Origin of the sequence: Citrobacter sp. Cpo089 (assembly GCF_030332695.1) — a bacterium.
Taxonomy (GTDB): domain Bacteria; phylum Pseudomonadota; class Gammaproteobacteria; order Enterobacterales; family Enterobacteriaceae; genus Citrobacter; species Citrobacter portucalensis.
The window spans coordinates 298,134-313,219 of sequence record NZ_JAOWHJ010000054.1 but is presented as its reverse complement, the minus strand read 5'-3'; the positions used below and the strand labels follow the sequence as shown (position 1 = coordinate 313,219).

The window sequence follows — 15,086 nt, the reverse complement described above, 5'->3', positions numbered from 1 at the left end:
TTAGTCAAACTCCAGTTCCACCTGCTCCGAACCAATAAGGCCACGGAGATCGTTTAGCAAACGATCGCTCGGAGAGACACGCCACGTCGCGCCAAAACGCAACCGCGCACGTGCATCCGCCCTCTGATAGTAGAGATGTACTGGAATTGTCCCCGAGCGGTGGGGTTCCAGAGACTGACGGAGTCGGTTTAAAAGCTGGTCATCAATTTGCCTGTCCGTCAGCGAGATAGCAAGCCCGCGAGCATATTTTTCCCGGGCTTCGTCAATATCCATGACTTCACGGGCCATCATTTTAAGCCCGCCGCTGAAGTCATCAAAGCTGACCTGTCCGCTGACGATAAGTATGCGGTCTTTTTCCAGCAATTGCTGGTATTTATCCAGAGCATCGGTAAACAACATAACTTCCAGACGTCCGGAACGGTCATCCAGTGTACAGATGCCGATACGATTGCCGCGCTTGGTGACCATTACCCGCGCAGCAATGACGAGCCCCGCAGCCGTGGTGACTTTACCACGTTCTGTCGGATGCATGTCTTTCAGCCTGTAGCCTCCGACATAGCGCTCAATTTCTTTTAAATACTGGTTGATGGGGTGTCCCGTCAGGTAAAGCCCCAACGTTTCACGCTCACCATCTAATACCACCTGCTCCGGCCACGGTTGGCAACTGGCATAGGATTGTTCAATTTGCTCCGGTTCTTCCGCCAGCACGCCAAACATATCGGCCTGACCGATGGCTTCGGCTTTTGCATGCTGATCGGCGGCTTTTAGCGCATCGTTGAGCGAATTCATCAACGCCGCGCGATGCGGGCCAAGGCGATCAAACGCCCCGGACATAATTAACTTTTCCAGCACCCGGCGGTTAAGTTTTTTGATATCCGTGCGCGCACAGAGATCAAACAGCTCACGGAAGTAACCGCCTTCGTTACGCGCCTCAATAATAGCTTCAATTGGTCCTTCACCCACGCCTTTTATCGCGCCGATGCCATAAACAATCTCGCCATCATCATTCACGTGAAAATGGTAAAGCCCGGAGTTGATGTCCGGCGGCAGGATTTTGAGCCCCATACGCCAGCATTCATCTACCAGCCCGACCACTTTCTCAGTGTTATCCATATCGGCGGTCATTACCGCCGCCATAAACTCAGCAGGATAATGCGCCTTCAGCCACAGCGTCTGGTAAGAGACGAGCGCATAGGCTGCGGAGTGCGATTTGTTAAATCCGTAACCGGCGAATTTCTCCACCAGGTCAAAGATTTTCATCGCCAGTTCGCCGTCTACGCCGCGCTTTTTCGCCCCTTCTTCAAAGGTGCCGCGCTGCTTAGCCATCTCTTCCGGCTTTTTCTTACCCATCGCACGACGCAGCATATCCGCGCCGCCAAGGGTGTACCCGGACAACTCCTGGGCAATCTGCATAACCTGTTCCTGATACAGGATAATGCCGTAGGTCGGCTCCAGTACCGGTTTCAGACACTCATGCTGCCATTGTACGTCCGGGTAGGAAATCTCTTCGCGACCATGCTTACGGTCGATAAAGTTATCTACCATCCCCGACTGTAGCGGACCAGGGCGGAACAGAGCCACCAGTGCGATCATGTCTTCGAAGCAGTCAGGCTGCAGACGTTTGATCAGGTCTTTCATACCGCGGGATTCAAGCTGGAAGACAGCCGTGGTCTCCGAGCGTTGCAGCATATCGAAGCTTTTCTTGTCATCCAGCGGGATAGCCGCAATATCCAGCGGTGGCTCACCGTTCTTTTCACGGCGCGCGTTGATCATTTCCAGCGCCCAGTTGATGATGGTGAGCGTACGCAGGCCGAGGAAGTCGAACTTCACAAGACCGGCATATTCCACGTCGTTCTTATCAAACTGAGTAACCGGGTGCAGCCCCTGTTCATCGCAGTACAGCGGCGCAAAATCAGTAATTTTTGTCGGTGCGATAACCACACCACCGGCGTGCTTACCGGCGTTACGCGTGACACCTTCCAGCTTACGCGCCATATCGATCAGCGCTTTAACCTCTTCATCTGCCTCATAGATTTCCGGCAGTTGCGGTTCGGCTTCAAAGGCTTTTGCCAGCGTCATGCCCGGATCGGGCGGCACCAGTTTCGAAATACGGTCAACGAAACCGTACGGATGCCCCAGCACACGGCCCACGTCGCGGATAACTGCTTTTGCAGCCATCGTACCAAAGGTAATAATCTGCGAAACCGCATCACGACCGTACATTTCCGCCACGTGCTCGATAACCTGGTCGCGTTTCTCCATACAGAAGTCAACGTCGAAGTCGGGCATTGAGACACGTTCCGGGTTAAGGAAACGTTCGAACAGCAGGTCAAATTCCAGCGGATCGAGATCGGTAATTTTCAGCGCATAGGCGACAAGTGAGCCAGCGCCGGAACCACGTCCCGGGCCTACCGGTACGCCGTTATCTTTCGACCACTGGATAAATTCCATAACGATCAGGAAGTAGCCAGGGAATCCCATCTGGTTGATAACTTTAAGTTCAACTTCCAGACGTTCATCGTAAGGCGGGCGCTTCTGCGCACGAACTTCAGGGTCAGGGAACAAAAATTCGAGACGTTCTTCCAGACCTTCGCGTGATTTCGCCACGAGGAAATCCTCGGTGGTCATATCGCCGGTCGGAAACTGCGGCAGGAAATATTTGCCCAGACGCACCGTCACGTTGCAGCGTTTGGCTATCTCGACAGTGTTTTGCAGTGCTTCCGGAATATCGGAGAACAGCTCGCACATCTCATCTTCGCTGCGCATGTATTGCTGCGGCGAATAGTTACGCGGGCGTTTCGGGTCATCAAGGGTGAACCCGTCGTGGATCGCTACGCGGATTTCATGCGCGTCGAAATCTCCGGTTTCCAGGAAGCGGACATCGTTAGTCGCCACCACCGGTAGACCACGCGTTTCGGCCAGTGCTACGGCTGCGTGCAGATAATTTTCTTCATCTTGCCTGCCGGTGCGAATCAATTCGAGGAAATAGCAATTGGGAAAATGTTCTTCGTAAAACGCCACGCACTCGTCAACCAGTGCGCTATTGCCGCGCAGCAGGCTGCGTCCGACATCGCCCATGCGACCGCCGGAGAGCAAAATCAAACCTTCTTTTAGCTCGACCAACCAGTCCCGGTCGATAACCGGTCCTTCTGCGCCATAGCCGCGCTGATAGGCTTTCGAAATCAACAACGTCAGGTTCTGATAGCCGGTATTATTTGCGGCCAGCACGGTGAGCTGCGTGAGTTCATCGCCCAACAGCTCACTGCGGACATGAAAATCTGCGCCAACTATCGGCTTGATACCCGCGCCGTGACCCGCTCCGTAAAACTTCACCAGACCACACAGGTTGGTAAAATCGGTGATCGCCAGCGCAGGCATGCCTAACGCGGCCGCCTTTTTTACCAGCGGCCCGGTTTTCGCCAGCCCATCGATCATGGAGTAGTCGCTGTGCACCCGTAGGTGGACGAAACGTGGTTCAGACATCTTCAGATTCCTTCGACACAAGAATCAGGACGAGAGTCCCAGTGCGCGTTTGACGGGGCCAAAGCTGCGGCGATGGTGCTCAGTCGCACCATGCAGTGCCAATTTTTCCAGATGAAATGCGGTTGGATAGCCTTTGTGCTGTGCAAAACCATACTGTGGAAAAACCGTATCCAGCGCCGCCATTTCAGCGTCACGGGTCACTTTTGCCAGAATCGATGCGGCGCTAATCTCCGCCACGCGGCTATCGCCTTTGACCACCGCCATCGACGGTACCGGTAATGCCGGGCAACGATTGCCGTCAATCAGCACGTATTCGGGCGCAATATGCAATCCCGCAACCGCACGCTGCATGGCCAGCATGGTGGCATGCAAAATGTTCAGCTCGTCGATTTCATGCGGTTCCGCCCGACCAAGGCTCCAGCTTAACGCTTTTTCTTTAATTTCATCAAACAGCGCCAGGCGACGTTTTTCTGACAGTTTTTTTGAGTCGTTAAGACCGATAATAGGGCGAGCCGGATCCAGAATGACGGCAGCAGTGACGACCGCACCGACCAAAGGGCCGCGCCCGACTTCATCCACACCCGCCACTAAATGCGTATGCGGATACACAAATTCAATCATTGCGCTAACTCCAGGACCGCATCCGCCGCCTGCTCATCAGCATTGCAACGGATCTGCTGGTGCAGTTCACGGAATGTGTCGTGCATCGCATGGCTGGTTTTACCATTTGCCAGCAACGGCAACAGCGCTTGCGACAGCGCCTGCGGTTCACACTCTTCCTGCAACAGCTCTTTAACCAGTTCTCTTCCCGCCAGCAGGTTCGGTAGCGAAACGTAATCCGTTTTCACCAGGCGCTTCGCCAGCCAAAAGGTGAAGGGTTTCATACGGTAGCCAACCACCATCGGGCATTTTGCCAGCATACATTCCAGCGCGGCGGTACCAGAAGCCAGCAGTGCGGCATCGCTGGCCACCATTGCTTCACGTCCCATCCCATTGAGCAGATGTACAGAAAGCTCCGGTGCAACTTCCGCTTTAATGCGTTCAAACTGCTCGCGACGTTTGGCATTCACCAACGGCACCACCACTTCGAGATCCGGATAATGCTGGCGTAATAGCTGCGCCGTTTTCAGAAAATCGGCGCTGAGCATTTCCACTTCTGCACCACGGCTTCCTGGCAGTAGCGCCAGGCAGTGAGCGTCATGAGGAATGCCCAGAACATCACGCGCCGCATTTTTATCCGGGTCCAACGGCATGGCATCTGCCATGGTATGACCGATAAAGCGGCACGGGACGTTAAATTTGTCATAAAACGCCTTTTCGAAAGGCAGAAAGGCCAGCACCATGTTGGTGGATCTGCCTATTTTGAAAACGCGTTTCTGTCGCCACGCCCAAACGGACGGACTGACATAATGAATGGTTTTAATGCCCTGTCTTTTCAAATTCCCTTCGAGGGTAATATTGAAATCAGGTGCATCAATGCCGACGAAAACATCCGGCTTTAAGTCGGTGAATCGGCGAGTGAGGTCGGCACGAATATGCAGTAAACGGCGCAGGCGTCCGAGCACTTCAACAATGCCCATGACCGCCAACTCTTCCATTTCGTACCAGGCTTCACAACCTTCGGCCTGCATCAGCGGCCCCGCAACGCCAACAAAGCGCGCATTGGGAACGCGAGCCTTGAGTGCACGGATTAACCCTGCACCAAGAATATCGCCGGAGGTTTCTCCGGCGACGAGGGCAATCGTTAAAGGACGCTGTTCAGTCATTAACGAATCAGGCCACGCGTTGAGCGCTCAAAGAAGTCGCTGAAAGCCTGAACTTCGGGGTACTGTTTCGCCAGTTCCGCGATTTCTGGTTTCACTTCTTCCAGCGTTTTACCGCTACGGTACAACGCTTTGTAGGCGTTACGAATCGCGGTAATCGCTTCGCGAGTGAATCCACGACGCTTCAGACCTTCGATATTGACGCCAAACGGCGTCGCGTGGTTGCCCTGGGCGATAACGTACGGAGGCACGTCCTGGGCTACACCAGAACAGCCGCCAACCATCACATGAGCACCGATGATGCAGAACTGATGCACCGCGGTCATGCCGCCGATGATAACAAAATCATCAAGCGAAACATGTCCGGCAAGCGTGGCGTTATTCGCCAGAATACAGCGGTTTCCTACCGTACAATCATGCGCGACGTGCGCATTAATCATCAATAAGTTATCGCTGCCCACCTTCGTCACTCCACCGCCCTGCACTGTGCCACGATGAATGGTGACGCTTTCGCGGATGCGGTTGCGATCGCCAATTTCCACACGGGTCGGTTCGCCAGCATATTTAAGATCCTGGTTAACTTCACCGATGGAGGCAAACTGATAGATCTCGTTATCGCGACCAATTTTTGTATGGCCATTCACGACAACGTGAGACTTCAGTACGGTACCCTCACCAATTTCAACATGGGGTCCAACAATACAAAATGGGCCAATGTGAGCATTGGCACCAATGCTGGCGCCCTCTTCTACAATGGCGGTCGGGTGAATAAAGGCGGATTTATCAATCACGTATCAGGCCTCCCGGCTACGGGCACACATCATCGTTGCTTCGCACACAACTTTACCGTCGACCAGCGCAACCCCTTTAAAACGGGTCAGGCCACGGCGCGTTTTCTCGAAAGTCACTTCCATGATCATCTGATCGCCAGGCACGACAGGACGCTTAAAGCGTGCTTCATCAATACCCGCGAAATAATACAGTTCGCCTGGTTCCAGTTTTCCTACGCTTTTAAACGCGAGGATACCGGTAGCCTGTGCCATCGCTTCCAGAATCAATACGCCAGGGAAAATAGGTTTACCCGGGAAGTGGCCCTGAAAGAAAGGCTCGTTAACGGATACATTTTTCACTGCGCGCAGAAAACGACCTTCTTCAAAATCCAGCACGCGGTCAACCAGCAGAAACGGAAAACGGTGCGGCAGAAGTTCTAAAATCTCTTCAATATGCAGAGTATGAGTGTTAGTAGTCAAAATACTCTTCCTGTCAAAATATACTAAAAGGCAATAATAACACGGCCTGTCGCAATCGTATGAATGGGACAGGCCGAAAAGTCAGACATGCAAAAACGGTGCTTTAGTCTTGTTGATTAACCTTGCGCTCAATCGCTTTGAGGCGCTTGCTCATATCATCAATATTCATCACCAGTGCAGCTGTTTTACGCCATACCTTGTTGGGTTGTAGCGGAATGCCTGAGGAATAGACGCCAGGTTCAGTGATAGGACGCATCACCATACCCATGCCAGTTACCGTAACTTTGTCGCATATTTCCATATGCCCATTGATCACGCTGGCACCGCCAATCATGCAATAACGGCCAATCTTCAGGCTACCCGCCATAATGACGCCACCGGCTACCGCCGTATTGTCGCCAATCACAACGTTATGCGCAATCTGGCACTGGTTATCAATGATAACACCATTACCGATCACAGTATCGTCCAGAGCACCACGGTCAATGGTGGTACAAGCGCCGATCTCGACGCGATCGCCGATAATCACGCGACCAAGCTGGGGGATCTTCACCCAGTTACCACGATCGTTCGCGTAACCAAATCCATCAGATCCAACGACGGTGCTGGACTGGATCAGGCAATTTTCACCGATCTGGATGTCGTGGTAAATCGTCACATTCGCCCACAAGCGTGAACCTGCACCGATTTTGGTATTTTTTCCGACGAAACAACCTGCACCGATAACCACGTTATCGCCCAGTTCTACGCCAGACTCAATGACCGCATTTGCGCCCACAGAGACATTATTACCCAGCTTCGCCGTTGCATCGATCACTGCACTGGGTGCAATGTTCTGTGCAGGCTGAGGCGTGGTATCTAAAATTTGCGCCATACGTGCATAGGTCAGGTAGGGATTCTTCACTACCAGCGCCGCACTCTTAGCAAAAGGAAGATCGTCCTGCGTCATCACAACGGCAGACGCCTGGCATACGCCTAAATGTTCACGGTATTTAGGATTCACCATGAACGTGATATTGCCAGTTTGCGCAGATTGCATGGACGCTACGCCGGTGATGACGATATCGCCATCACCGTGTAATTCTGCATCCAACTGCTCTGCTAAATCAGCCAGTCGAATTGAAGGCATTACTTATTTAACCTGTTTCAGTACGTCAGCGGTGATGTCTTTTACATCGCTGCTGTTGTATGCAACGGTGTTTGCGTCAACGACCAGATCGATGCTCTGGCTGCTGGCAACAGATTTCACAGCTGTCTGGATACGAGTAACCAGTTTGCCACGTTCTTCGTTGGAACGACGTGCACGATCCTGCTCGAAAGCCTGAGCTTTCTGAGAGAAAGTCTGGCGCTGAGCCATAACGTCTTTTTCCAGCTTGGTACGATCGCTACCCGCTTTCATTGATTGCAGACGCTGCATTTTAGATTGCAGATCGGATTCCATACGCTGCAGTTCGCTGGCACGGCCTTTGAACTCGTTTTCCAGCGTAGCAGAAACACCCGTCTTCTGTGCAACCTGTTGGAACAGGCTACCCATATTGACGATTGCAATTTTGTCAGCAGCCTGTGCGGACGTTGCCATCGCTAAACCGAGACCTGCAGCTAATAACCACTTTTTCACAATTAACTCCTTACCATCCCATTTGCACCCGAAGGTGCAGTTCTTTGCGTGGCCAGGCGATCCCATACAAGATCGCCTAAAGTCATCGCTACACTACCACTACATTCCTTTGCGAAGAACAGTTACCAGGTTTTACCAATGTTAAACTGGAACTGTTCCGCTTTGTCTCCATCGTACTTCTTGAACGGCTGGGCGTAGGAGAAAACCAACGGCCCCAATGGGGACATCCATTGTAACGCGATACCCGCTGACATACGGATATTGCTCGGATCACTATAGTCCGGCACATCCGACGGCGCAGATGACGGATCCCAGTTAGTATCCCAAACGGTACCCATATCCCAGAAGAAGGAAGTACGGACCGAGTTAGCATACTTATCGCTGATAAACGGCGTCGGGGTAATAAATTCCAGGCTGGCGACAGCCATGGCGTTACCACCTACCGCATCATCTGATTTACAGCCTGAATCCTGAGTACATTCTTCGTTATCGCCGTCATTCCAGTCTGTGCTAGCACCCTTTTTATAGACCGCTTTCGGACCAATGGTGTTGGACTGGAAGCCACGCACGGTACTGGAACCACCGGCGTAGAAGTTCTCGTAGAACGGCATCTCTTTGCTGCCAATGCCATCCCCATAACCTACCTTGGTACGACCCAGAACAACCCACTTGTGGTCGTCATCGATCGGCATATAGGTCGCGGTATCCATCGACAGTTTGTAGTATTCGTTGTCAGAACCCGGAATGGTGACTTTACCGTTCAGGTTGACACGCGAACCGTCTGTCGGGAAATAACCACGGTCTAACTTGTTGTATGTCCAACCGTAGTTAAAGGTGAAATCATCAGCGGCAAAACTGCTGGTATCAGCGGATTGTCCCATCGACTCAAGATAACGATCCATTGCGATCTGCGGCTGCATATTGGACAGTTTGTTATGTACATAACCCAGGCCCGCGCGCAACGTGTTGTATTCGTTGACCGGGAAGCCCAGCGTCACGTCTGTACCATAACTTTTGTTGGTATAGTCGGACAGGTCTGCATCATCCGCTTCAAAGTCGTTATAGAAGACGCGGCCACCAAGGCTCACACCATCAACGGTGAAGTACGGGTTAGTGACAGACAACTCAGTATAGGTCTGGTAATCGTTTTTGGTGCCGTTAATCCCGACAGAATAACCGGTACCTAACCAGTTATCCTGCTGAACGCCAGCCTGGAAGCTCACGCCGCTCTCGGTACCGTAACCGACGCCGAAGTTAAAGCTACCGGTGTTACGCTCTTTAACCTTGTAGACTACATCAACCTGATCCGGGCGGCCCGGAACACGCTGAGTATCAGTATCAACGGTTTCAAAGTAACCCAGACGGTTCAGACGCTCTTTACCCTGGTCGACAAGATCGCTGCCCAACCATGCGCCTTCCATCTGACGCATTTCGCGACGCAGAACGGAGTCTTTAGAAGTGTCGTTACCTTCAAAACGGATCTTACGCACATAGAAACGGTTACCCGCATCCACGTTTACACGCAATTTAACGGTTTTGTCAGCGTCGTTGATTTCAGGCTGCGACTGAACGCGCGGATAGGCATAGCCATAGCGACCCAGAAGCTTCTTGATGTCATCTTCCATTTTGGTCACTTTGGTGCCGTTATAGAGTTCACCTGGCTCGATCTTCGTCAGGGTCTCAATTTCGGCGGAGTGCCCGGCCAGGTTACCGCTCACCTGAACCCCAGAAAGCTTGTACTGCTCGCCTTCAGTGATGTTAACGGTGATGTAGATGCCTTTTTTATCCGGCGTCAGGCTGACCTGAGTGGAATCAATATTGAAGCGAGCATAACCGCGATCCAGATAGTAGCTGCGCAGGGTTTCAAGATCGCCCGCCAGCTTCTGTTTCTGGTATTTACGATCGCCCACCACGTTCCACCACGGCACTTCGTCACGCAACTGGAAGTGAGAGATAAGTTCGTCAGTCGAGAAGGCATGGTTGCCGACGATATTGATCTGTTGGATCTTCGCCGAAACACCTTCCTGGAAGACCAGCTTGAGGTCAACACGGTTACGCGGCAACGGCGTCACCACCGCTTTCACACTGGCGCTGTACTTACCGACGCTATAGTAGAAATCTTCCAGGCCCTTTTCGATATCGGCAAGCGTTGTGCGATCCAGAGACTCGCCAACACGCACGCCAGACGCCTCGAGGTTTTGCTTCAGCATGTCATCTTTCACCGATTTGTTACCGGAGAAAGTGATGCTGGCAATCGTCGGACGTTCTTTTACCTGAACCAGAAGGGTATCACCATCGCGCAGGACGCGGACATCCTCAAAGTTACCGGTGGCGAACAGAGCACGAATGGTATTACTGATGTCTTCATCATTAACCGTGTCGCCTGTGCGCACCGGCATACTGAGGAGAGCCGCACCAACGGCGACTCGCTGTAGGCCTTCGAAATGAATGTCCTTCACTACGAACCCTTCAGCACCGTATACGGTGGCGCTGCTAAACAGCAGCGACGCTATGAGCAACTTTTTCATCGCCATCGTTATTATGCGTTCTTCCTAACACTCTCTTACAACCGAGAGAAATCATTGAAAAGTGCAAGCCCCATTAACAACACCAGCAAGATAGAGCCAATGCGATAACTAAAGTCTTGAACCCGCTCGGATACCGGACCGCCCTTCAGCTTTTCAATCGCCAGGAACAGCAGATGCCCCCCGTCAAGAACGGGCAACGGAAACAGGTTGATTATCCCTAAGTTCACGCTGATAAGCGCAAGGAACATCAGGTAATAAATAATCCCGAACTCCGCTGACATCCCAGCCCCCTGGGCGATAGAAATCGGCCCACTGAGGTTGTTCAGTTTTACATCACCGGTAATCAATTTTCCCAGCATACTGACCGTCAGCTTCATCAACTGCCACGTTTTATCCGAGGCTTCGAGGATGGCGCTGAATGGCCCATACTGGCGTACAGTCTTATACTCATCAGGCAGAGGAATAACTTTAGGCACCACGCCCGCAAACCCTTCTGCCTTCCCGTTAACCTGTTTTGAATCTGGGGTTAACGTTAAAGACAAGGAACTTCCTTGTCTTTCAATATCTAGCGCTAACGGCGTATCCGGATTATCGCGCACCAGCGTCACGAACGTCATCCATTGCGTCAGTGACTGACCATTGACTTTAACGATCCTGTCGCCAGCTTGCAAACCTGCCTTACTTGCAGCGGAATTAACCTGCACTTCTGACAGTACCGGTTCAATCTGCGGACCACGCGGACGCATGCCCAAACTAGAGACAGGATCCTCTTTGTCTGGCTCAAATGCCCAATGGCGTAAATCCAGCGTTTTGTCCTGCCGCTGGTTGCTGCCAAACTGCGCCACGCTGAGGGTTGTATGCTCATCGCCGATTTTGGATACCAGTTGCAATCGCACTGCATCCCAATCAGGGGTTTCGATGCCATCAACCGCTTTTAGTTCCGTACCCGGCTGAATTTGCGCCTGTGCAGCAATCGAGTTGGGTGTTATTTCACCAACAACAGGACGAACGCCAGGGACACCAATGATAAACACCAGCCAATAAGCAAAAATAGCAAAAAGGAAGTTTGCAATCGGACCCGCGGCGATAATAGCAGCACGTTGTCCAACCGTTTTATTGTTGAAGGCGTAATGGCGCAATTCCGGTGCGACCGGTTCAGCGCGCTCATCCAGCATTTTGACGTAACCGCCGAGGGGAATCATGGCGATGACGTATTCCGTACCTGATTTATCGGTACGCCGCCAAAGCGCTTTTCCAAAGCCAATGGAAAAGCGTTCGACCCGGACTCCGCAGCGCCGCGCAACCCAGAAATGACCAAATTCATGCACGGTGATAAGCACACCAAGTGCGATGATGAACGCAGCCAAATTCCAGAGAATACTCAGCATAAGACCATCCGTTAGAGCGTCCTGAACACCAGTAACAACAGGCAGGCAAAGACCGGTACCGCAGCCGTCAGGCTATCAATACGATCCAGAATACCGCCGTGTCCTGGAATTAAGTGACCACTGTCCTTAATACCTGCTTCACGCTTAAACATACTCTCGGTCAGGTCACCCAGCACGGAGGCCAGGGCTGCAACGATGGAGCAAATGAGCAAGGTGACAGGCGCAACTTCAAGATTCGCCCACATGCCATAACCCCATGAGATCACGGCCGCAGTGGCGAGTCCGCCAATAAAACCCTGCCAGGTTTTACCAGGAGAAACCTTCGGTGCCAGCTTATGTTTGCCAAACAGCTTACCAAACATATACGCACCAGAGTCCGCCCCCCAAACGAGGATCATGACATATAGCAGCCATAGCGCGCCACTATAATGATTCTCATCATAGTGCCATGCACGTAGCGCCAGCATTCCCCAAAAGAACGGGACAATGGTTAACACGCCGAAAATTATGCGTAATGTTTTGGAATTACGCCAGACCGACGCAGACCCTGGGTAAAACAATACCAGTAATAGCGCTACGACCCACCAGCCCAGCGACGCCCACAGCGATACTTCAACCAGCGGTTGATGGATATCGCGATGGTATTCTGGCAGCAAAAATAGCATCAGTGCCAGCAATAGCCCGCACAAAACCGCCAGCCAGACTCGCTGCGTACGCGTGGTAAAACCGCTTAACTGTCCCCATTCCCAGGCGGCCAACATACAGACGACCAACGTAACAATGGCGAACCCCACCGGCGGCAGCAAAAACAGCGCCGCGATGACAACGGGTATTAAAACAAAAGCAGAAATCAGGCGATACTTCAGCAAAAGCGACCCCCATCAGGCTTTTTCATCACCGGGTTCGGTGCCGCCGAAACGACGCTCACGATTAGCAAAGGCATGCAGCGCACCTTCAAAGTCTTGTTCATCGAAATCGGGCCAGAGAACATCGGTAAAGTAAAGTTCGGCGTAGGCAATTTGCCACAACAGAAAATTACTAATTCGGTGCTCTCCCCCAGTCCTTATCACTAAATCCACAGGAGCCAGCTCATGCATACAAATTTGCTGCCCAAGCATCTCTTCATCGATTTGCTCAGGATGCAGCACACCGTCCTGCACCTGTTGTGCCAGTTGCCTGACTCCCTGGACAATATCCCACCGTCCACCGTAATTCGCTGCAATATTCAGCGTCAACCCGGTATTCTGGGCGGTAATCGCTTCTGATTTGCGAATCCGTTCTTGCAAACGTGAGTTAAATCGACTGATATCCCCGATAATACGCAGGCGTACGTTATGGCGATGCAGGTTTTTCACTTCGCTATCAAGTGCCCACACAAACAGTTCCATTAACGCACTCACTTCCTGCGCAGGTCGGTTCCAGTTCTCACTGCTAAAGGCATACAGCGTTAACGCATCAATACCGTTATTTGCAGCAAAAGAGACAGCCCGGCGGACGGATTTTGCTCCAGCCTTATGCCCAAAGGCGCGAATCTTCCCTTGCTTTTTCGCCCAGCGGCCATTGCCATCCATGATAATTGCGACATGGCGACAACCATGTGCTGGCAAATTTTCGCTTAATGGTTTAGTTGCAGACAACATAACGCGTTATTAGTCCCTGAAAGGATTTACGGTACTCAGGAATACTGAAGCCTATCCACAAAAAAGCCGTGTCAAACCACGGCTTACCCGACCGAAAAAAAGCAAATACCCGCGATCGGGTGGCGCAGACTATATCACTGAAGCCCAACGCTAACAAATAGCACGATTCTCCGTAGAGGGATTATCATCAGCTTGAGAGTCGCATCACTTCTTTTCTGGCGACTTCCCGCGCGATGGCATCGACCTTCAACACGTCGTCAACGCTCTGTGGTTCCTGCAAATCCATCTTATCCAGTACGGATAAATTGAGATCGGCAATATCGGTAAATCGGATCTGCTGCGCCAGGAATGCGGCAACGGTAATTTCATTCGCGGCATTGAGTGCGGTCGTCGCCGCCTGACCTTGCTCAAACGCGTCCATCGCCAGTTTCAGGCACGGATAACGCTGGTAATCAGGTGCGGAAAACGTCAACGCACTTAGTTTGCAAAAGTCGACAGGCTTAACACCAGACGTCACACGTTCTGGCCATGCCATCGTATGGGCAATAGGTGTACGCATATCAGGTTCACCCAACTGCGCCAGAACACCACCATCCTGATAACGGACCATCGAATGAATAACCGACTGCGGGTGGATCAGCACTTCCATCTGGCTTGCACTGGCATTAAATAACCAACGCGCTTCAATGTATTCCAGACCTTTGTTCATCATGGTGGCGGAATCGACAGAAATTTTTCGTCCCATCGACCAATTCGGATGACGACATGCCTGATCGGGGGTCATAGAGACCAGATCGCGCAATGGCGTTTCACGGAATGGGCCACCAGACCCGGTAAGCAGAACTGACATGACGCCGTTTTGCTCAAGGTCAGCGTATCCCAGATTGTGTTGGATAGGTTGCGGTAAACTCTGAAAAATCGCGTTATGCTCGCTATCTACCGGCAAAAGCTGCGCTTTGTGGCGTTTCACGTCGTCCATAAACAGACGACCGCAGGTCACCAGCGATTCTTTATTCGCCAGCAAAATGCTTTTACTCGCACGAATTGCCGCCAGCGTCGGCAGCAAACCCGCTGCGCCGACAATCGCCGCCATGACCTGATCAACATCATCCAGCGCAGCCATATCACAGGCAGCCTGCTGCCCGCTCATCACCTCGGTACGGCTACCCTGTGCCAAAAGAGCAGCTTTTACCTGTGCCGCGCTTTTTTCATCATCCATTACCGCATAGCGAGGCGCAAACTCCAGGCATTGCTCTACCATACGGGCAACATTTTTACCCGCCACCAACGCAGCAACACGAAATTTTTCCGGGTTATGGCGTACTACATCCAGCGTACTGCAACCAATGGAACCGGTTGATCCCAGGATGGTTAATTGCTTCATCGGACATCCAGAAGAATTTTACTCGTCATACT

At 52.1% G+C, this 15,086-nt stretch carries 12 protein-coding genes; all 12 read right to left on the bottom strand.

What is annotated here, in order from left to right:
* The 12 genes from dnaE to ispC all read right to left on the bottom strand — a co-directional run bounded on the left by dnaE (window position 1) and on the right by ispC (window position 15,054).
* Window positions 1-3,483: a DNA polymerase III subunit alpha gene (gene dnaE / locus OGX92_RS11370; protein WP_286586553.1), complete on the bottom strand. Its 3,483-nt coding sequence runs from the start codon at window positions 3,481-3,483 to the stop codon at window positions 1-3.
* A gap of 24 nt (window positions 3,484-3,507) precedes the next feature.
* Entirely contained in the window at window positions 3,508-4,104 is a 597-nt protein-coding gene (gene rnhB, locus OGX92_RS11365; protein WP_003018518.1) for a ribonuclease HII, read from the bottom strand.
* The gene (lpxB, locus tag OGX92_RS11360) at window positions 4,101-5,249 is read right to left on the bottom strand and encodes a lipid-A-disaccharide synthase (protein WP_063941139.1); all 1,149 of its coding nucleotides are present in this window, start codon (window positions 5,247-5,249) and stop codon (window positions 4,101-4,103) included. Before lpxB ends, rnhB begins: the two co-directional genes overlap by 4 nt.
* Complete coding sequence (lpxA, locus tag OGX92_RS11355; protein ID WP_003018525.1) at window positions 5,249-6,037, bottom strand: acyl-ACP--UDP-N-acetylglucosamine O-acyltransferase; 789 nt, start codon at window positions 6,035-6,037, stop codon at window positions 5,249-5,251. The genes lpxB and lpxA overlap by 1 nt, the downstream gene beginning before the upstream one ends.
* A gap of 3 nt (window positions 6,038-6,040) precedes the next feature.
* Window positions 6,041-6,496, bottom strand: coding sequence for a 3-hydroxyacyl-ACP dehydratase FabZ (gene fabZ / locus OGX92_RS11350; protein ID WP_003018528.1), 456 nt, complete (start codon window positions 6,494-6,496; stop codon window positions 6,041-6,043).
* 103 nt (window positions 6,497-6,599) lie between these two features.
* Complete coding sequence (lpxD, locus tag OGX92_RS11345; RefSeq protein WP_003018531.1) at window positions 6,600-7,625, bottom strand: UDP-3-O-(3-hydroxymyristoyl)glucosamine N-acyltransferase; 1,026 nt, start codon at window positions 7,623-7,625, stop codon at window positions 6,600-6,602.
* 3 nt (window positions 7,626-7,628) lie between these two features.
* Window positions 7,629-8,114, bottom strand: coding sequence for a molecular chaperone Skp (gene skp, locus OGX92_RS11340; protein ID WP_003018533.1), 486 nt, complete (start codon window positions 8,112-8,114; stop codon window positions 7,629-7,631).
* A gap of 122 nt (window positions 8,115-8,236) precedes the next feature.
* The gene (bamA, locus tag OGX92_RS11335) at window positions 8,237-10,648 is read right to left on the bottom strand and encodes an outer membrane protein assembly factor BamA (RefSeq protein ID WP_003829172.1); all 2,412 of its coding nucleotides are present in this window, start codon (window positions 10,646-10,648) and stop codon (window positions 8,237-8,239) included.
* A gap of 29 nt (window positions 10,649-10,677) precedes the next feature.
* Window positions 10,678-12,030, bottom strand: coding sequence for a sigma E protease regulator RseP (gene rseP / locus OGX92_RS11330; RefSeq protein WP_003829173.1), 1,353 nt, complete (start codon window positions 12,028-12,030; stop codon window positions 10,678-10,680).
* Window positions 12,031-12,041: 11 nt separating this feature from the next.
* Window positions 12,042-12,899, bottom strand: coding sequence for a phosphatidate cytidylyltransferase (gene cdsA, locus OGX92_RS11325; protein ID WP_003829174.1), 858 nt, complete (start codon window positions 12,897-12,899; stop codon window positions 12,042-12,044).
* A gap of 12 nt (window positions 12,900-12,911) precedes the next feature.
* On the bottom strand, window positions 12,912-13,670 hold the full coding sequence (gene ispU / locus OGX92_RS11320) for a (2E,6E)-farnesyl-diphosphate-specific ditrans,polycis-undecaprenyl-diphosphate synthase (RefSeq protein WP_008786266.1): 759 nt from the start codon (window positions 13,668-13,670) through the stop codon (window positions 12,912-12,914).
* Between the two features lie 187 nt (window positions 13,671-13,857).
* Complete coding sequence (gene ispC / locus OGX92_RS11315; protein ID WP_286586552.1) at window positions 13,858-15,054, bottom strand: 1-deoxy-D-xylulose-5-phosphate reductoisomerase; 1,197 nt, start codon at window positions 15,052-15,054, stop codon at window positions 13,858-13,860.
* Window positions 15,055-15,086: the final 32 nt, after the last annotated feature.